The sequence below is a fragment of the Vibrio sp. Evd11 genome (assembly GCF_900382755.1).
GTDB lineage: Bacteria > Pseudomonadota > Gammaproteobacteria > Enterobacterales > Vibrionaceae > Vibrio > Vibrio lentus.
Genome location: NZ_OSDX01000039.1, coordinates 20,207 through 40,237 on the forward strand (window position 1 = coordinate 20,207; position 20,031 = coordinate 40,237).

At 45.0% G+C, this 20,031-nt stretch carries 15 protein-coding genes; 9 read left to right on the plus strand and 6 right to left on the minus strand.

Features of this window, described 5'->3' with window-relative positions:
- Positions 1 to 101: 101 nt before the first annotated feature.
- Complete coding sequence (locus tag ED652_RS15895; RefSeq protein WP_122055442.1) at positions 102 to 881, minus strand: class I SAM-dependent methyltransferase; 780 nt, start codon at positions 879 to 881, stop codon at positions 102 to 104.
- Between the two features lie 156 nt (positions 882 to 1,037).
- Positions 1,038 to 4,154: an EAL domain-containing protein gene (locus ED652_RS15900; RefSeq protein WP_367889463.1), complete on the minus strand. Its 3,117-nt coding sequence runs from the start codon at positions 4,152 to 4,154 to the stop codon at positions 1,038 to 1,040.
- A gap of 125 nt (positions 4,155 to 4,279) precedes the next feature.
- Here ED652_RS15900 and asnC point away from each other — a divergent pair, with 125 nt between their 5' ends.
- On the plus strand, positions 4,280 to 4,744 hold the full coding sequence (asnC, locus tag ED652_RS15905; protein WP_008218581.1) for a transcriptional regulator AsnC: 465 nt from the start codon (positions 4,280 to 4,282) through the stop codon (positions 4,742 to 4,744).
- A 68-nt stretch (positions 4,745 to 4,812) separates the two neighbouring features.
- On the opposite strand, the gene prlC is transcribed toward asnC, so the two are convergent.
- Positions 4,813 to 6,855 (minus strand): oligopeptidase A, encoded by a 2,043-nt coding sequence (prlC, locus tag ED652_RS15910; protein WP_122055444.1) that lies wholly within the window; start codon positions 6,853 to 6,855, stop codon positions 4,813 to 4,815.
- Positions 6,856 to 7,135: 280 nt separating this feature from the next.
- On the opposite strand from prlC, the gene ED652_RS15915 reads away from it, so the two are divergent.
- The 3 genes from ED652_RS15915 (at position 7,136) to ED652_RS15925 (ending at position 9,903) form a co-directional block, all read left to right on the plus strand.
- Positions 7,136 to 7,975, plus strand: coding sequence for a 23S rRNA (adenine(2030)-N(6))-methyltransferase RlmJ (locus tag ED652_RS15915; RefSeq protein WP_122055445.1), 840 nt, complete (start codon positions 7,136 to 7,138; stop codon positions 7,973 to 7,975).
- Positions 7,976 to 8,163: 188 nt separating this feature from the next.
- Positions 8,164 to 9,519 (plus strand): glutathione-disulfide reductase, encoded by a 1,356-nt coding sequence (gorA, locus tag ED652_RS15920; protein ID WP_122055446.1) that lies wholly within the window; start codon positions 8,164 to 8,166, stop codon positions 9,517 to 9,519.
- A 132-nt stretch (positions 9,520 to 9,651) separates the two neighbouring features.
- Positions 9,652 to 9,903 carry a DUF6482 family protein gene (locus ED652_RS15925; protein WP_122055447.1) on the plus strand — a complete coding sequence of 84 codons (252 nt, stop codon included), beginning with the start codon at positions 9,652 to 9,654 and terminating at the stop codon, positions 9,901 to 9,903.
- A gap of 76 nt (positions 9,904 to 9,979) precedes the next feature.
- On the opposite strand, the gene ED652_RS15930 is transcribed toward ED652_RS15925, so the two are convergent.
- Positions 9,980 to 11,221: an NADH:ubiquinone reductase (Na(+)-transporting) subunit B gene (locus ED652_RS15930; protein WP_122055448.1), complete on the minus strand. Its 1,242-nt coding sequence runs from the start codon at positions 11,219 to 11,221 to the stop codon at positions 9,980 to 9,982.
- 342 nt (positions 11,222 to 11,563) lie between these two features.
- Between ED652_RS15930 and ED652_RS15935 the strand changes: the two genes are divergently transcribed.
- Genes ED652_RS15935 through ED652_RS15950 form a run of 4 tightly spaced genes read left to right on the plus strand, consistent with a single transcriptional unit; the run spans position 11,564 to position 16,419 of the window.
- A complete protein-coding gene (locus tag ED652_RS15935) occupies positions 11,564 to 12,856 on the plus strand; it encodes a serine/threonine-protein kinase (protein ID WP_162929951.1) in 1,293 nt (430 codons plus the stop codon).
- 2 nt (positions 12,857 to 12,858) lie between these two features.
- Positions 12,859 to 14,295 carry a chromosome partitioning protein ParA gene (locus ED652_RS15940; protein ID WP_122055450.1) on the plus strand — a complete coding sequence of 479 codons (1,437 nt, stop codon included), beginning with the start codon at positions 12,859 to 12,861 and terminating at the stop codon, positions 14,293 to 14,295.
- On the plus strand, positions 14,295 to 14,867 hold the full coding sequence (locus ED652_RS15945) for an ECF-type sigma factor (RefSeq protein WP_086711555.1): 573 nt from the start codon (positions 14,295 to 14,297) through the stop codon (positions 14,865 to 14,867). The genes ED652_RS15940 and ED652_RS15945 overlap by 1 nt, the downstream gene beginning before the upstream one ends.
- Position 14,868: 1 nt before the next feature.
- Complete coding sequence (locus tag ED652_RS15950) at positions 14,869 to 16,419, plus strand: hypothetical protein (RefSeq protein WP_122055451.1); 1,551 nt, start codon at positions 14,869 to 14,871, stop codon at positions 16,417 to 16,419.
- Here ED652_RS15950 and ED652_RS15955 read toward each other — a convergent pair.
- The gene (locus tag ED652_RS15955) at positions 16,416 to 17,285 is read right to left on the minus strand and encodes a hypothetical protein (RefSeq protein ID WP_122055452.1); all 870 of its coding nucleotides are present in this window, start codon (positions 17,283 to 17,285) and stop codon (positions 16,416 to 16,418) included. The genes ED652_RS15950 and ED652_RS15955 overlap by 4 nt on opposite strands.
- A 223-nt stretch (positions 17,286 to 17,508) precedes the next feature.
- Between ED652_RS15955 and ED652_RS15960 the strand changes: the two genes are divergently transcribed.
- On the plus strand, positions 17,509 to 19,797 hold the full coding sequence (locus ED652_RS15960) for a putative Ig domain-containing protein (RefSeq protein WP_122055453.1): 2,289 nt from the start codon (positions 17,509 to 17,511) through the stop codon (positions 19,795 to 19,797).
- A gap of 41 nt (positions 19,798 to 19,838) precedes the next feature.
- Here the strand turns inward: ED652_RS15960 and ED652_RS23895 are convergent.
- Positions 19,839 to 20,031, minus strand: a 193-nt coding sequence (locus tag ED652_RS23895) for a hypothetical protein (protein WP_216821912.1), incomplete at its 5' end; no start/stop codon positions are given.

The following is a 20,031-nucleotide window of genomic DNA, read 5'->3' on the forward strand; positions in this document are numbered from 1 at the left end:
TAATAATGATTCTTAGTTAGATATACATCCGTAACGCGACTATCGCAAGTGTTAAATGGCAATTTATCGTATTTATGACGGGAAACTTTCTTAGCGTGCTGCTAAGTCATTGATGCTTTCACATAGACATCAAAACGGTTCTTTTTAGTTTCGATTGCCATGCTCGGTTTTTGCTCGTCTAACCATGCAGCGTAATCCGGTCTTTTGACCACAACGCGCTTTGATGCGAGCTTCATCGCAGGCTCAAATAAACCATCAGCATCCAGATCGGCACCAACCAAAGATTGGAATACACGCATCTCTTTCTTAACCAAAGCCGACTTCTTCTTGTTCTCTGGGTGTGGGTACATAGGGTCGAGGTACACCACATCAGGCTGTTCGAAGTTAGGGTCGTTGCTAAGTTTATCCAGCGCGTCGTGACTTGAAGCGTGAATCAACTTCATACGTTCACTCACCCAACCGCCGATGTCTGGGTCTTTTTGCGCTCTCTGCAGGCCATCATCCAATAATGCAGCCACAACTGGATGTCGCTCTACCATCTGAACTTTACAGCCCAACGAAGCCAGCACAAACGCATCACGCCCTAAACCAGCGGTGCCATCTAAGATAGTCGGTGTCGCACCTTTGTTTAGACCTGCTGCCTTAGCAATTGCCTGACCTTTACCACCACCAAACTTACGTCGGTGACCGACTGCGCCTCCGACTAAATCAACAAAGATAGCACCAAGCTTAGGTTCATCGACTTTACGTAACTCAAGTCGCTCGCTAATCAATACCAAAGCGAAATCGCTGTTTTCATCATGAGATAAATTCCAACGGGTCGCTAAGTCATTTAGATGATCGATTTGGGTGGCATCTTCGCAAATCAGTTGTAGTTGCAAGGTCGTCTCCAACAGACAGTAGTATTAAAACAAAAGAGGCAACCAGTTTACCTGATTGCCTCAACAATACATATTAGCGGTGCAAACTATTCACTCTGAAAGCCATTAGCTCTGAAGGCTTGTAGCGCTATAAGTTATTAGTGTCGCTTGGTTCGCTTAATCTAAATGCTCTAACGTTCGCTCTTGTTGTAACTCTTCAACGAGCTCCGCAAGCGGCTTAGGTCGACCAATAATGTAGCCTTGTGCGTAGTTAACACCAAGTTCGATCAGCTTGTCGATGATCTGAGTGTTTTCAACAAACTCAGCTACCGTGTGCTTACCCATTTGCTTGGCCAAGTCATTGATAGAACGAACCATCACATAATCCATCTCGTTAACATCAATATCACGCACAAACAGGCCATCAATTTTCACAATATCAACGGGTAATGCCTTCAGATATCCGAATGACGACAAGCCTGAACCAAAATCATCCAGAGCAATCAAACAGCCGAGCTCTTTAATTCGAGTAAAGAAGTTGATTGCCTGCTTCATATTACTCATGGCGGCCGTTTCAGTGATCTCTAAACAAACCTTATGGCAAGGCACTGATGAGTTCGCCAAACTTTCAATCAAGAATTCAACAAACTCTCGGTTACCCATCGAGTGACCAGAAAGGTTTATCGAACACATCCCCAAATCATCAACGAGATGTGGGCGTTGCTCCAACCAATTCAACGTCTGACTGACGACTTGGCGATCAATCAAATGCGCGATGTTATAGCGCTCGGAGGCTGGCATGAAGATCCCCGGTGAAATGTACTCACCTTGGACGTTCTTGATCCGCACCAGTATCTCAAAGTGCATTTTGTTGCTATTTTCCTCTAGACCAAGAATACGTTGGGCAAATAACTCCAAGCGATCATTGGCTAAGGCTTCGTGTACCAAGTTAACGCATTCCATTTCTAAATGGCGACGGCGCAGATCTTCATCATCTAGATGATAAAGGTGATAACGATTTCGCCCTTCCTCTTTAGCGGCATGGCAAGCGGCATCCGCCTGTGCATGCACCATTTGTGATGAAGCGGCAGTATGGTCAATCAATCGAATTCCGATAGAACAAGTAAGATTGAGGTGAATATCACCCCATAAGAATGGATTCTCACTCATCATCGATATAATACTGTGACAGACATTGACAGCATCTCGCTCAGTACAGTCTTTGATTAATACCGCAAACTCATCTCCCCCCATCCGAGCTAACACAGCATTGTAAGGAAGCACATCTTCTATCAGATTAGCGCTAAATAAGATCGCGGCATCACCCGCTTCATGCCCTGCTGTATCGTTCAGTACCTTCAATTGGTCCAAATCTAAGAACAACATCGCATGAGTTCTCATATGACTCTCGACCTCTTTCAGCGCCTTTTGTAGCTCTTGCTCAAAGTGGTTGCGGTTGAAAGTGTCTGTAAGCAGGTCATATCGCGCTTGGTATTCTAACTTTTCAGAAAGTTCGCGGGTTTCAGTAATATCCTCTCCCACAATCAACAGCTGACCCGAGTCGACCAATGGACGAATATTTTCACGAATCCAGATCGTTCTACCGTCCGCATGACGATACTCGATATCACGACGCCACACGCCGCGAATTTTGTGCTGTGGTTGCAACAAGATATGACGAGGAATCATCGCGTTCTCATCCACATAAAATTCTCTAGGGCGATGCCCCAAAAGCAGATCAAGTGGATAACCTAGTAGCTCTTCAGCAAACTGGTTCACTTGCTGAATGCGATTATTGACATCCAGTGTAATCATCATCACCGGTTGCTTGTCGTAATACAGTTTGAGATTCGCTTCACGTTGGAACAACTTGTTCTCAGCAAGCTTTCGCGAGGTAACATCACGAGCTTCAAATAAGAACTGAATGGTGTCCTCTTCACTGTTCGGCATCGGCTTTAAAGAGATATCTAGCACCATTCCACCACGATCACGGCACCATACCTCAGCCTCAAATCGTAGGGTTGGATAATCATCCCTTTCAGCAAAATACTCCTTCAGTACTTCGCCAGCGGCACCCTCCCAATATTCTTGGAGAGGTGTTCCCAATTTATAACCTTGATTATAAAGAAGCTCATGCAGCTTACTGTTGCTCGACAGCAGTACACCGCCTTTATCAAGAATCCCCATGAACTGTAGGCTTTGGTCGAATATTGACTCCAGTAACAGCTGGCTTTGTCGGCTGGCACGTTCACTTTTCTTAAGGCGATTAAGGTAATACACCAACACCGCGATAACACACGACATGCTTAGGAACATTAAGCCGATGGTGCGAATTTCGTCTCGGTAGCGCATTAAGAATGACTTAGGCTTGTTGAGGAATGTCACCGAGGCTTCATTTTCAGCGCCCAGATCCCAACGAGAGATCTGTTGATAATCGAGTTTGATTTCCGGTGCGCCAGCCACCACTAACGGCAATGGCTCATTAGGGTGATTCAACACATTCAATAGCACGCGCCCGGTGTCTCGTCCTTGCGTTTCGCCACTTTGAATTAAACCGCCAATCGCACCAAAGCCAAGTCCTAGATCGTGCACCATATACAGTGGCATTTGAGTTTTGATGTTCAGTTGTCGCCAATCTTCATCACTGCTCACTCTGCCTTGCGCATCGCGGTAATAGGCCCAAAATAGCAAGCTCTTGCCTAGGTCAGCACGTTGAGAAAATTCCATTAACTCTTGGTAGGAATCCGGCACATAGTGCTCAACGAGATCAGAAAAATCCGGGTGGGTTTTGATGAACAGATCGATTTGAGAACGAATCGCCTCACCCGTGACCGAGTGATCGGTAACAATGTAGATCTTCTTTACAGTCGACTGAAGACGCTTAACCAACTCGATATTGCCCACTAAGTCGATATCTTCAGTGATGCCCGTTGCGTTCAAACCTTGGATCATTTCAGGGGAGAAATTGTTGATGCCACCAAAGACGACAGGTGTACCCTTGAGATCAGGCGCAAGACGCTTCATTAGGTTGAGCGCATTGTTATCACTAACGACAATCGCTGCAAATTCTTCATGCTGTAGCTTGGTGTGATAAAGCTGATACACACGCTCTAGGTATTCTGGGTTTTGAGTACGTTTGCTATCGAGATAAACGACACGGTAAGACAGCCCATCGCGATCGAGCTCGTCTGATAATCCTTTATGAAAATCATCCGTCCAGAAAAAACCTTGATGGTAGGAGTGGATCACCAATACATCTTTTGTCTGAGCCGAAGCAAATACGCTCCAACACATCGCAATAAATAACACCCAAAATCGCACTGAATTCACCCTAACATCATCGTTGCTGCTAATATTATCACCCTTGGCTATGATATGTACTCTAGCCAATATATTTTCATTAAATCTAAGGGTTAAGCATGTCCACAACCACCGCTCGTCTCGATGACCTAGACCGTGCCATTCTGAAAACCTTAATGGAAGATGCTCGTACGCCTTATGCCGAGATGGCAAAGCAGTTCGACGTTAGTCCTGCGACCATTCACGTTCGAATCGAGAAAATGAGATCGGCCGACATTATTGAGCGTACCGAGGTTGTGGTAAACACGAAAAAGCTAGGTTACGACGTGTGTTGCTTTATTGGTATCAACCTCAATGCAGCCAAAGATTACCACTCGGCGATCGCCAAGCTGAATGCCTTAGATGAAGTGGTTGAGGCGTACTACACCACAGGTGCTTACAACATTTTCGTTAAGTTGATGTGTAAATCGATTGAAGAGCTGCAGTTCGTACTGATAGATAAGCTGCAGGCGATTGATGAAGTGCAGTCGACAGAGACACTGATTTCATTGCAGAACCCTATCAATCGCAACGTGAACCCATAATTGTTTGATAAATAGATACAAAAAGAGCCTCACAAGGAGGCTCTTTTTACATTCTGACCAGCACAAAATTAAGCGCTGATACCCGCATGACGCAGCATCGCATCGATTTGTGGCTCACGACCACGGAAGCGTTTGAACAACTCCATCGGCTCTTCACTGCCACCCATTTCAAGGATGTTGTTCAGGAAGCGATTACCAGTTTCAGTATTGAAAATACCCTCTTCTTCAAACGCTGAGAACGCATCGGCTGAAAGCACTTCTGCCCATAGGTAGCTGTAGTAACCCGCACTGTAACCACCAGCAAAGATGTGACCAAAGCTATGAGAGAAACGGTTCCAATCAAGGTTTGGCAGTACCGACACCTTAGATTTCACGTCTGCTAGTGTTTCTAGTACGCGAGCACCCACTTCTGGGTCGTACTCTGTGTGCAACGTAAAGTCGAACAAACCAAGCTCTAGTTGGCGCAGGATAAACATCGCAGATTGGAAGTTCTTCGCCGCTAGCATCTTCTCTAGCATCTCTTTTGGTAATGCTTCACCCGTTTCGAAGTGACCTGAGATGAACGACAGCGCTTCTTCTTCCCAACACCAGTTTTCTAGGAACTGACTTGGTAGCTCAACGGCATCCCAAGGCACACCATTAATACCCGCAACTGCTCCCGCTTCAACTTGCGTTAGCATGTGATGGATACCGTGGCCAAACTCGTGGAACAGAGTCACGACTTCATCATGAGTAAACAGTGCTGGCTTATCACCAACTGGCTTGTTGAAGTTACACGTTAGGTAAGCGACGGGTGTTTGTAGCTCACCAGATTCAGTAATGCGACGACCACGACAGTCATCCATCCAAGCACCGCCACGTTTGTGTTCACGCGCGTATAGGTCTAGGTAGAAGCTACCGCGCAGTGCACCTGTCGCATCAAAGATATCAAAGAAACGCACTGACTCATGCCATGTGTCGACGCCTTCACGCTCTGTTACCGACATACCAAACACTCGGTTTAATACCTCGAACAGGCCTGAAACCACGTTCGATTCAGGGAAGTATGGGCGAAGCTCTTCATCAGAGATCTCAAACAGGTTCTGCTTCTGTTTTTCGCTGTAGTAAGCGATATCCCACAGGTTTAGTTCAGAAACACCAAACTCTTTTTCCGCAAACTGACGCAGCTCTTCAACTTCGCGCTCACCTTGTGGTTTTGCTTTTACTGCTAGGTCGTTCAGGAAGCCAAGAACCTGATCTGGCGTTTCAGCCATTTTAGTCGACAGTGATTTTTCGCTGTAAGTGCTGAAACCCAGCATGCGAGCGATCTCGTGACGCAGTTTAAGCTGCTCGGTGATGATCTCTGTGTTGTCCCATTTACCAGCATTTGGTCCACGGTCCGAAGCGCGTGTTACGTACGCTTCGTACAACTCTTTACGCAGTTCTTGATTATCACAGTAAGTCATCACAGGTAGGTATGATGGGATATCCAGAGTCAGTAGGTAGCCTTCCTGCTCTTTAGACTCGGCCGCCGCTTGAGCTGCCGCCAGTGCTGATTCAGGCATACCCGCCAGTTCAGCAACATCAGTGATCTGCTTGCTCCAACCCATGGTTGCATCAAGTACGTTGTTTGAAAATTGAGAACCCAGCTCAGACTGGCGCTTGCTGATCTCGCCGTAGCGATGCTGCTCGTCTGCTGGTAAGCCAATGCCTGACAGTTCAAAGTCACGCAGTGCGTCTGTAATGGTTTTTTGTTGAGCTCGGTTTAAAGCCGAGAATGCTTCGCTCGCCTTGATCGCTTTGTATGCCTCAAACAAGCCTTTGTGTTGACCAACCCAAGTACCGTACTCAGACAATACTGGTAGGCAACTCTCATACGCTTCACGCAGTTCGTCGCTGTTCACAACCGAGTTCATGTGGCTTACTGGTGACCAAATACGGCCTAAACGATCATCCACTTCTTCAATCGGAGCAACTAGGTTGTCCCAGCTTGGTGAAGTATTACCTTCAAGTACTTGTTCTATCTTGTTGCGACACGCTTCAATCACTTGCTCAACCGCTGGCTTAACGTGCTCAGGTTTGATTTGTGAAAACGGAGGTAAGTCCGTGAAGGTTAATAGCGGATTAGACATATAAACATTCCTTTGGCTTTAGAGACTTTCGTCTTTTTTGTAATGAGGTCGTCTTACAGTCATCAGGCTCAGGTTCGCCCTAAAAAAATCACCTGCGAATAGTTATTAAATAGTGCCCAATAAGGCAAATTTCAATAGTAGAACCAATAACTAACCACATATTGCGAACGACTGTTCCTGAATTGTTCGAGAATTTATGGTCCATTGAGGGTTATAATGGTCTGATTAACCCCACCTACACTAACCACACTCTAAATCGAGAGTGTTACGAGAGTTTAATTTGTTAAGTTATCGCCACAGCTTCCACGCAGGTAACCACGCCGACGTAGTAAAGCATATCGTACAGAGCCTTATTCTTAATTCTTTGAAACAGAAGGATAAGCCTTTTGTTTATCATGACACTCACTCTGGTGTAGGTCGTTACGACTTAACGCATGAATGGTCAGAAAAAACCGGTGAATACAAACAAGGTATCGCTCGCGTTTGGGATCAGCAAAATCTTCCTGAAGACATTCAAAGCTACCTTGAGTCTATCTCAACGCTAAACAACGGCGACAAGCTGCGCTACTACCCAGGCTCACCACGTGTTGCACGTGCCCATCTGCGCGACCAAGACCGTATGGTTCTGACCGAGCTTCACCCAGCCGATCACCCGCTGCTTGAGCAAGAGTTCCACCGCGATCGTCAGGTATCTATCTACAAAGAAGATGGTTTCCAACGCTTAAAAGGCAGCCTGCCACCAAAAGAGCGTCGTGGTTTGGTACTTATCGATCCGCCTTATGAGCTAGCAAGAGAGTACCGCGATGTGGTGACTGCGATTGCACAAAGCCATAAGCGCTGGGCAACCGGTATCTACGCAATTTGGTACCCGGTAGTAAACCGTTGTGACATCGAAGATATGATCGAAGGCCTTGAAGGCTTAGGCATCAACAAGATTCTACAAATCGAACTTGGCGTATCACCAGACACTAACGAGCGCGGCATGACAGCATCAGGCATGATTGTTATCAACCCGCCTTGGAAGCTAGAGAGCCAAATGAACGAGATTCTTCCATTCTTGAAGGAAGCAATTGCACCGGCAACCGGTCACTTCAAAGTAGAGTGGATCGTACCCGAGTAATCTCAAACTCAATGGCATAGTTTGAAGAATCTTCAATAGACTGTGACATACACGAATAAATTTTAAACAGGGAGATTGAGTTCAACCAATCTACCCTCAATATAATAATTAGACAATTTAAGAATCTATAGGACGTAGGTGTTCAGTGAGCTCACTGTACCCACAACCTTCAATAAATGGAGAAAGTAATGGCGACTCATTTTGATTACATCTGTATCGGCGGCGGTTCAGGCGGCATCGCATCAGCTAACCGCGCAGCAATGCACGGTGCAAAAGTTGCACTTATCGAAGCTCAAGACCTTGGTGGTACTTGTGTAAACGTTGGTTGTGTTCCTAAAAAGGTTATGTGGCACGGTGCTCAAGTTGCTGAAGCAATCAACCTATATTCAAAAGACTACGGCTTCGATGTTGACGTAAAAGGCTTCAACTGGGGCAAACTGGTTGAAAACCGTCAAGCGTACATTGGTCGTATCCACCAATCTTACGATCGTGTTCTTGGTAACAACAAAATAAACGTAATCAAAGGCTTTGCTAAGTTTGTTGACGAAAAGACTGTTGAAGTTAACGGTGAACACTACACCGCTGATCACATCCTGATCGCAGTAGGTGGTCGTCCAACCATTCCAAACATCCCTGGCGCAGAGCACGGTATCGACTCAAACGGTTTCTTCGACCTGATGGAGCAGCCTAAACGTGTTGCTGTTATCGGCGCGGGCTACATCGCAGTAGAAATCGCAGGCGTACTAAGTGCACTTGGCACAGAAACACACCTGTTCTGTCGTAAAGAGTCTCCACTTCGTAGCTTCGACCCAATGATCGTTGAGACACTGGTTGAAGTAATGGAAGCGGAAGGTCCAACACTTCACACGCACTCTGTTCCTAAAGAAGTAGTGAAAGAAGCAGATGGCACGCTGACTCTGCACCTTGAGAACGGCAACACTCAAAACGTTGACCACCTAATTTGGGCTATCGGCCGCCACCCAGCGACTGACGCTATCAACCTAGCATCAACGGGTGTTGCAACTAACGACCGTGGCTACATCAAGGTAGACGAATTCCAAGCGACTAACGTTCCTGGCATCTACTGTGTTGGTGACATCATGGAAGGCGGTATCGAGCTAACTCCTGTAGCGGTTAAAGCAGGTCGTCAGCTTTCTGAGCGTCTATTCAACGGTCAAACCAACGCGAAGATGGACTACAACCTAGTTCCTACTGTTGTATTCAGCCACCCACCTATCGGCACAATTGGTCTAACGACTCAAGAAGCTGAAGAGAAGTACGGCAAAGACAACATCAAGGTTTACACATCGGGCTTCACTGCGATGTACACAGCAGTCACCAAGCACCGTCAACCTTGTAAGATGAAGCTAGTATGTGCTGGCGAAGAAGAGACAGTCGTTGGCCTACACGGCATCGGTTTCACTGTTGATGAAATGATTCAAGGCTTCGGCGTTGCAATGAAGATGGGCGCAACCAAAGCAGATTTCGACTCTGTTGTGGCAATTCACCCAACCGGCAGCGAAGAGTTCGTAACGATGAGATAATCAACGCCATTTGTTGATAACTCTTAAAAAGCAGGCCTTGTGCCTGCTTTTTTTATGCCCACTCTTGAACCTTACTCCCCAACTCCACGTAATACAGATACTGACCTATCTAGTACAGCAATGGAGTTTGTGATGAATCTACTAATTGAATCATTTGAAGGCGGGATCTACTTAGCTTACCAAATCATTGGCGAGCAAAAGCAGTTAATCAAAGACAACCACCAGCACCCAATGAAGTTTTTGAGCGTTAACCAAGCACGCGACCACTTTAGCGACCAAGGTGTAGCATCAGCAATGCTGGTTCATAACAGCGCCTACGACGAAATGTGTGGTGAACGCTGTGGTAGCACACAACCTTTCGAGATTGATTTGAAGTGGAGTTAAATCAACCTCAAATCAATCGCGATAAAAATTGAAAGGCTTGCACATCTGCAAGCCTTTTTCTTTGGGGTTTTATTTCTTATCGTGCTGTGCGTTTCTGTCTGCGTTTGATGTTCTGCTCTTTCACTACAAAGTCGAACAGCGGAGCAAACAGGTTAGCGAACAGGATGGCCAACATGATTCCCTCTGGATAAGCAGGGTTGAGCACTCGAATACCAACCGTCATCACACCAATAAGAATCCCGTAAGCCCATTTGCTCTGATTAGTAAACGCGGCAGAAACTGGGTCTGTCGCCATGAAGAAGGTACCAAACGCGACACCACCCAACACAAAGTGCCAGTAGAACGGCATCGAGAACATTGAGTTAGTCTCTGATCCTATCCAGTTCATCAAGCTAGATGTGGCAACAAGACCAATAATCACACCAGAGACAATTCGCCAAGAAGCTATCTTCATGGCAATCAAAATCAGCCCCGTCAGCATGATAAGCAGTGAAGAAACCTCACCCATCGAGCCTGGAATGTTACCGACAAAGGCATCCATCCAAGTGATCGCCTCGCCAGTCATGTTATTGATGAGTGACGTACTGCCACCTTCATACCATTGGCTTAGCGGAGTCGCGCCTGAATAGCCGTCAGCAGCAACCCATACCAAGCCACCTGACATATTGGCGGGATAGGCGAAGTAAAGGAAGGCCCGACCAGCCAGTGCTGGGTTAAGGAAATTGCGTCCTGTACCACCGAACAACTCCTTAGCAACGACAATACCAAAGGTGATACCCAAAGCGGCTTGCCACAGCGGGATGGTTGGCGGAAGAATAAGTGCAAACAATACCGAGCTTACAAAAAAGCCTTCATTCACCTCGTGTTTTCGTACAACGGCAAATAAAACTTCCCAGAAGCCCCCGACCACAAATACCGTGGCATAAACGGGTAGGAAATAGAGAGCACCGAGAAACATCTGGCTTCCCCAACCACTTACCATCAATGATGGCGCATCACCAAACGCCCACGATAACCGCCAGCTGCTGTCGATGATGGAGGCAAGTTCAGCGCCAGAATAGGTAGCTGTCAAACCCAACACGGATTGATGACCTACGTTGTACATTCCCCAGAACATTGCTGGAAAGGTCGCCAACCACACCAGAATCATGATTCGTTTGAGATCGATGCTATCTCGAACATGGGTCAAGCCTTGGTTTACGTTGCCAGGCGTATAAAATATGGTCGCGAAAGCCTCATACACAGGGTAAAGCTTTTCGTACTTACCACCCGCTTCGAATTGAGGGGATATACCCTCTAACCACTTATTCAATTTCATATCTTTTTAACCTCATTGATGTGAGTAAACAGCAATACGAAACAAATACAGTTAGAGAGCAATTTTCATACTCCACACTAATAAAGCAGATCTTTAACCAACTATTTTCAGTCGATATTTGAGAGAAAATGAAGAATCAAACTTTGGGAGAAGATCACATAACAAATTTTTTCACATCATCTCTCAGAAATGCGACTCGTTAGCTCATTTTTTTATATGTAGCTGATAAAAATATCGAAAAAGCATCTAAAATTCTTATAGAATGCCCGAACAATAAAAAACATAAAAAGATCAGTTGTGCAAAATACAAGCAGTGGCTCCACTGAGGTTTTTTATCACCTCATGGATCTCTCCGATGAAGAAAAAAATCTTTATCTAAAGCGATTAAAGAAAGAACAAGCCGACTTATACCAACAAGTTCTTCCCTTGATTAATGAAACACCTTCAGAGCAGATCACATCGCTGCTCGGCTTTTACGCACAACAAGCAACAGACAGCGAACTCAACCTCACCGGCACCTTAGTCGACAAATATTATATATCTCATGAGCTCGGTCGTGGTGGTATGGGAATTGTCTATTCAGCCAGTCGAGCGGATAGAACCTTTGAGCAAGATTTGGCTGTGAAATTCATTCAGCCCGCTCTCTCACATATCCTCGGTGAACATGCTCTGTTTCAAGAAGCACAATTACTCGCACACCTAAATCATCCATGTATCGCTAAAGTGTTTGACGGTGGAGTCTACCAAGAGTCGGTCTACATTGTGATGGAACGGGTTGAAGGGCAAACACTTTCTCTGTACTTACAGAATCGTTCTTTCAGTGAAAAACAGAAGCTTAGTTTATTTAAAGAGATTTGTTCGGCGATTGAACATGCCCACCAAAAACAGGTGTTACACGCCGATCTCAAACCTGAAAATATCTTAATTGATCCTCTTGGCTCTCCTAAGATTTTGGATTTCAACCTCACTCAAAAGGTTAAGCAACCCGTATCCGATCAAAATACCGACGTGTCTCTGTTCACGGCTTACAGTAAAGCCTTCGCCAGTCCAGAACAGGCTGCGGGGCAATTTCTTACTCAGCAAAGCGATATCTATTCATTGGGCAAGATTCTGGCACTGATCTTCGACTCTTCACCCAATTTTGATATCGACCTGATCGTAGAAAAAGCCACACATCATGAACCATACCGACGCTACGCCAGTGTCGGTGAGTTACGCCAAGATATCGTGCGAATACTAGAATGTCGCCCGATATCATTGAGAGAGAAACACCCCGTCCATACGCTTATTAAGCTGTTGAAACGTCGTCCAGTACAAAGTGCCCTAACCATTCTTTTATTGCTGTCAGGTACCACGTTCTCAACGGCCATTTTCAATAAAAACCTGCAACTCCAGAAAGAGAAACAGGTTGCTGAGGAGATGATGTACGAGGTAACGAGCCTTCTATTTCACGCTAAAGGCAGCGATGCAGCGAAAATGTCAGTCGGCACAATGCTAGAACTCACACGACGCCGGATATTATCGAACCCTGACTTACCCAAAGATGTAAAACAAAAAATGCTGCTGGCGATGCTGACGCCTTCACCTGAAAAGTCTGTGACCAATAAAAACAAAGAAAAGTCATCCAATAACTGATTATGAAAATAAACCTTTTGTCCTTTATCGCAATATACGCGACCAGCCTTAATACTCACGCTACTGACAGTAAACCTTTGACTGGATACTTTATTGATTCTCCGGTCTCTGGCCTCTATTACGAGACTAGTTCAAACCTCTCTGGCACCACAGATAAAGGAGCATTCCAATACAACTCAGGTGACATCGTGAGCTTTTTCATAGGTACCGATAATTCCGGATACCTACTGACTACATTGTCAGGACAAGAAGTCATCACTCCAACCTTATCTTCGACACGCCCAAGCCGTAGCATCAACATGACTCGATTGCTGCTGTCACTAGATGACACACCAGAGCATCGTGATGAGATCATCTTGGCCAGTAAGGTGTTATCTGATGTTGAATTTCAAAAGAAACTTAAGAAGTTAGATTTGAGCTACTTAGATGGTCAAGAACTCGGTATTGATCTGGTTTCAGTCAAAGAGGCCGCAAAGCACCTCAATCAAAGCCAAGAGTACATTAAGAATAACTTTGCCTCTGAAGAGATCATCTTCTCTCCCAGAGACAAAGTACTTCACAATATCATCATCGCGAAGAAAGATTATGCAGGAAGAGCGTGTTTCTACGATCTAGCCCATCATGCGAATCCGAAATACGAAGGACCAATTGGTGAGCTGAGCTATACGATTACAGATACAGAACTTATTCAGTATCCAGGAACAGGCGATTACTTTAAAGGTTGTAACCTACGTCCTTACCACACACCTCAAGAAATCATCCGTGAGCCTCTTTCCGTCGGTGATGGTTGGACCGGATTCACCAGTTGTGCCCAGAAGGGGTGTACTCGCCACGATCTAAGTGGTTTTTCTATTGAAGACTACAACGATGAGGGCGACTGGAAATATCGTACCGTCGCTTTGGATTTCGATACCGAGACCGAACTCTTGATGGAGAAGACCCAAGGCTTGGGCCAAAAAGAATATATTCGCCACCCGAATAAAGCAGAAATGATCTGGTTTACTTACACCAATGAGCGCGGGAACCACATCCCCTATGAGGGTATCTGGCAACACACTCAGTATCAGCAAACCGACATAATTACTGAATGCTTATTGATTAAAGATAAACGTATTATGTTAGGCAACAACGATGGCGAAACCTGCCCGACAAACCACCAGAAATACACTCAAGATGTGACCGAGAAGTTTGGGGATATGTGGTGGCTGACCAATGCAGAACCAACGGCCTCTCTTGCTCAAATGAACGTTGCTGTTCGTTGGTATGATTCCGTACCTCAACAACATTTCACAGCGTGGGAATATCTACCAGCAGGTAAAGACTGGGACCAAGGCATACTCTACAGATTCAAACAAAAAATTTCGCTAAATCCAGATAAATCTCATAATATCAGCACCCTATCTGTTTCTGAGTTTACTAAAGTGAGGTCTAACAGCTAATGGCAACTGCAACCCCAAACATCACACAGATCATCCAACAGTGGCAATCCGGCGACAAAAGTGCTGAAGCCGATTTGTATCAGTTCGCTTACTTACAGTTGAGGCAAATAGCGCAACAAGAGCGCTCACGCAGTGCTCAAAAGTACGGTACAGACAACCAAGTACTCAGTGACAGCATGAATAGCACCACCGCCTTAATCCATGATGCATACCTCAAGATCTCATCTTCAGATTTGCATTCAATCGAGAATAAGAAAGACTTTTTCTTAATGGCGGCGAAAGTGATGCGCCAAATACTGATTGATAACGCTCGTCACCTTCAAGCACAAAAGCGTCAACAAATGACCATTTTGAGAGACAATGAAGGGGATAAGTTTGAGCAGTTTATGATGATGGATAAAGCGCTCGATAATTTCAGCGCCCACTACCCACGTCAATCTAAGGCACTAAAACTAAAATACCTTATGGGAATGCGAAACCGTGAGATCAGTGAACTGCTTGAGTGCAGTGCAAGTTTGATTGAAAAAGATCTCAAGTTCTCTCGTTGTTGGTTGCAAAGTAAACTGGTTTAAAATGAAAAAGCGCCTTTGTTTCTTGTTCGCATCTGGCTGTGGAGCATTAGTTCTTCTGCCACCTTGGCTTGCTTCTGAAGAAGTGAATGCCTCCCTTTTAATCGGTGATAGCTCATTACCATCAGTTAGACTCGCGGTTGCTAAAGCCGAACAGGCCGTTGTGAGTGCCGAGCCAGCGCAAAGTCGAACATCGTCAGAGGCATTGATAAAAAGCAAAGTCGAGCAACCCCTATCAGGGGAGGGACTCTCGACTTCTTCTTTCGAAAGCCCAACGAATTTATCGGAAAGATCTGCTGATAAGTTTTACAGTGATACCGAAACCTTAATTGTCGCTGACGACAAAGACCGTACTGGCCACAACCAAAAACCGCAAGTAAACCCAGCGGTCCAGCAAAGTATTCAGCACGAAATCAATCAATGGTCCTTTACGGAAAACTCTCCGATTAACTACTCTATTGATGTTACAGGCCTATTTGAAGATCCTGATGATGACTTGCTGACAATACAAGTTGCCGTCAATCATCCAAAGTTTTCTATTTCAAACCTCGGAGGAAGAACCAGCGTCCAAGGCACCCCGAAAATGGGTCAAGCGCCTACTCAGTTGATTGCTCGCGCCAAAGATGATTATCACGGCTCGGAAGAGAATGCTTGGGTTACCACCAGCTTTTCACTCCCTTCCATGTCTTCAGGTTTAGAGGAAGATGGCTTACACCCGTTGATTGGCGACACTTGGTATCGACTAGAGACCAATCACCAATTTGCAGGTAAGACGTACAACTATGAAAAGGTCTACTGCGAAGCGTTTAAGTTCATTAATGACGAAGTGTTCTTTGCTTCTTCAAGCAACTTAACCACCTGCCCTAGTGAGCACGATTTGCGTAAAGTTGGAGGGTATCATGTTGATGGCAATACCTTGGTTGTCTCTAGCAATCAGTCAATGTTTGACGCCGACATGCGCTGGAAAATTTTGGAGACTTACCCAAATCACCCAACCTTCACTACCGCTTATGTCACTCAAGTTAAAATGGGCAATGAGTATGAAACTTACACGGTGGCCTCGAAAGCGCAAATAGAACAACGCATAAACACTGTGACAGGATTAGAAGCTCTGCAGCTAACACCACTCAACTATATGTATTTAGCTAACGATGGTCACTACTACCTAGGCTGGTATGGCATGCATATTGGTAACTACCAACTCAGTGACCCAGCTTTGCCAGATCGAATGGACGGCGACCTCAATGTCCAATCCTACAACACCACGATTATTTGCGAAGATTTACTCAGTAAGTTTGATCACTACTCAGTTGGCGGGCAAGGGGTATACGGCGACATCATTGGCCAAACCATCGGCGAAAACTTCGAGCCAATCAAGTGTGCAGAGCGTCCATTAGGCCACCTTCAGTACTCTTTCTTCGACGTCGATTTCTTAGAGTTTGATGAATTCAAACATGGCGAAGTATTTAGCATAATACTTCGCCCTAAAAAAGAGTGGCGCCATAAGGTTGAAGAGATGAAGCTCAACGTTAGGTATCTAGACCCTGACGCTTAAAAGCTCCACAATGCCTGTAAGCCAGTACTGAAAGTGAACGTGTCGGCTTCAGGCAGCGTCGCGTTTTTTTGTTCAGTTACGTATTCCGTACACACACCATCAATCATGGTTTTACAATACGTGGTCGTCACGGTTTCTGTATCCGACTGAAAGCGCTTCTCATAGCCAAGCACTGCATACCACCCAAGGTGTAACCCCGCCCTCAGTTCGTAGCTCACCGTCCCTTCTAGAGCAGCTCGATAACCAAAATCATAAAAATCAACGCCTTCAAACTGTGTATTTGACGTGACACTCCAAACAGGTAAGCCGAATGTCGCTTTACCACTCACATGCCACTTATCGCTCAAATACAAACTACCATCATCGTACGCAAGACCAACATCCATAAAAATATCGGTCGAGGTTTCTTCCCATGTACCGTAGAAATATTTGTTACCGTTTGCGCTATAGTTTTTCACACCATAACGAGTAAAGGTTTGATATGTCAGTGACGGACCACCAATCACACGCCAGTTATCTTGCAACTTGTAATGCAGTTGAATGTTGGTTGCCGTCTTCAGGTACTCCATCTGGTTATTTTGAATAGATGCGCCATTATTGACCCACTCTTCTTTCGAGCTTTGTGGAGAAAAAGAGGCCAGCGCATCAATCGAAAAATCGAAGTCATCATTCACGTAATACAGACCGCCAGTATTCAGTATCGGATTGGTCACCGTCACATCCGACTTTAAGCCACTAAAGTGCTCTTGATACGTGACATTCTCTAACCCAACTGTCAAATACGAGTAACCATACTTACCACTATCTTGTGTTTCTTTAGCTAAAACCGAAAGCGGCAATAGGCTCAAACCGATCCATTTTTTCATTTTACATCCACCAAACCAATTCGGGGCAGCATGCTATTGAAATTGCAAATCGATTTGAAGAGCGAACTAGTAAATAAACATCAAATAAATTTTACGGTTTTTTCCCGCTTTTACGTATGTTGAAAAAGCAATCAACACCCAGTAAAACATTCACCCAACAAATGCAAGTATCAAAAAATGAAACAAATAGGGCTTGGCTAGAGCTCTCTACAAAGGATATGAAATGAAAAAAGTTAGTTTACTAGCAGCGTCAGTGGCTTTCGCTCTAACAGGCTGTGGTGGTTCAGATGGTGATAACTCTGGTGCTACTCCAGGTGGTGTAGTCATTACGGCTATCGATGGCTACCTAAAGCATGCAGAAGTATGGGTTGATACAGATGGCAACTTCGAACTTGATGCCACTGATAAAAAACTCGGTGTCGAGACAGATGAAAATGGTCAATTCACTCTGCCAAGCGAACACAAAGACAGCGTTGTCTTTATCAAAGCAATTAAAAATAAAACCATTGATAAAACGCGCGGTCTAGTGACGGACAACTTCGAACTGGCTACAACTGCGGGTTCAACCATCATCAACCCAATGACAAACATGGTTGTTGAACAACTTGAAGTAGCCAAAGCAGCTGATAGTGAATTAACTCAAGAACAAGCAGAAGAAAAGGTTGTTGAATCGGTAACAAGTTCTGGGCTAACAGCCTCTCAAGAGTTGATCTTTGGTGACTACATTGCTGATGATTCTGAACAAGCACAAGCGCTAAACGCTATCGGTGAAACGCTAGTTGATAACTCAGAATTAACTATCGAACAGCAACTAGAACTGACTGAAGCTGTTGCAGTAGAAGCTCAAGCTATCATTGTCGATCCTTTACAAGAGATTGATGATTTCTCCCCAATTGTTGATGTTCCTACCGATAGTAACCCAATCACTGTAACTCCTAACTCTCGTCCCGTAGACAACAAGAATGGCGTACTAGAGAGCATTACTCTTGAACCATCAGGCGTATGGGTAGAACTCGATACATCTACTTACTTCCAAGACGCAGATAACGATGAATTAGCTTTCGAACTCAAAGAGCTCGCTAACGATCTAAACGGGCTAGTGATCGATAGCACTACAGGCATTATCAGTGGCGACCTTACTAAGGCGGGCACTTACGATTACCAAATCTTCGCAAAAGATGTGCATGGTGCATTGTCATACCCGCTGAATCTTAAAGTCATGAAGCTAGCTGCAAACCTAGCTCCAGAAGTCGTCGAAGAAGAACAAACAAGGCTACAAAGTGTAATTAATGGCTGGCAGCTTCAAGAAGGTGAAATCTTCAACCAAACTATCGATTTATCAGGCTTATTTAACGATGCTGATGGTGACATCGTTAAATACCGCTCTGGTGCTCTGACTGTTGATGGGTTAACCATTACCCCAACGGAAGACACAAGTTCAATCGTTACTATTTCCGGCACACCAAGTAAGTCATACCCAGCAGGACAAACTTTCAATGTCGGTGGCGTTGATGACGATGGTGCGCCAACCTACGTGACATTTACCTTACCAGAAGTGTTAGAAGGCACCCCAGTAGAGCCGCCACAACCAGAACTAGGCTTTACACAGGCACACTTCGATAAAGGTGGTGTATGGCAAATGGCTAGCTTTGACTACGGTGATGCAGAGGTAGCATTCGCCTCCCTACGCACTAACAATGGTCAGAATGAATTATGCTTTGCGACAGATGACTCTTCTGATTACTCAACACTTAGCCGTCAAGACTGGTTAAGCACGCTAGACTACATGCAGCATAACTACTGGGATCTTGGTCGTGAGAATCTACTCAAAGATGACGACTGTTTCTCAGTCACATTAAATAACAACGGCACAATCGATTTGCCTGGTGATGCAGGTACAGATACAGCAGCAATGCTCTACCAAAACATCACCAAAAATGGTGATTATCAGGTTGTGATGCTAATTGAAGAGTCTACTGGTCACAAAGAGCTGTTTTGGATGGACTCAACGGAAGTAGAAGATGGTGTTAACTACAACTCGTTCTCTTACCCAAGCCAAAACGACATGACAGTGGGAGTAACTCTTGATGAGTACCTGCTTGTTGATGATGACGGTAGATATAACGACCTTTACCCTTTACTTGATAAGTTTACTTACTCAATGACAGGTAAGAATGCTGAAAATCTTGCAGAGGGCACGTACACAGCAACACCAATCACCGAACCAGGTGAAAGCTGGTCAGATAATTGGCTTGTTGGTGAGAATTTTGATGATTACGATAAAACGTTGATCAACCCATACCTAGGTCTAGTTGAAGACAACGACGACTGTAACTGTGTTGTAACTCGTCGCTACTTTACTTACCGCGACTTTGGTGAACTGACTATCGGTGTTGGTGATCACAATAAAAATGCACAGTTTGGCTACGGCCATGATGACAACGGTTTCTTCTTTATCAAGTCAAATCAGGAAGAAACGATCAAGCGCATCCACGATGCTTGGAACAAATAGAGCACTGAATCTTTAACTAAAAACCCCGCCAATGCGGGGTTTTATTCTCCTGACAAATAAAACCTCGAATGTAAACACTCCTCCTGAACACCTAATTCCACTAAATATTTTTTTAAAATCTTTACGGGTTTTCCATTCATTTCCGTATCTTGCTTCCCCCCCATACAAGCTGTAAAAACTAGGGCGTGTTGATCTTTGCTGTACATTCCGTGTTCAACAATACATCGGTAGCCA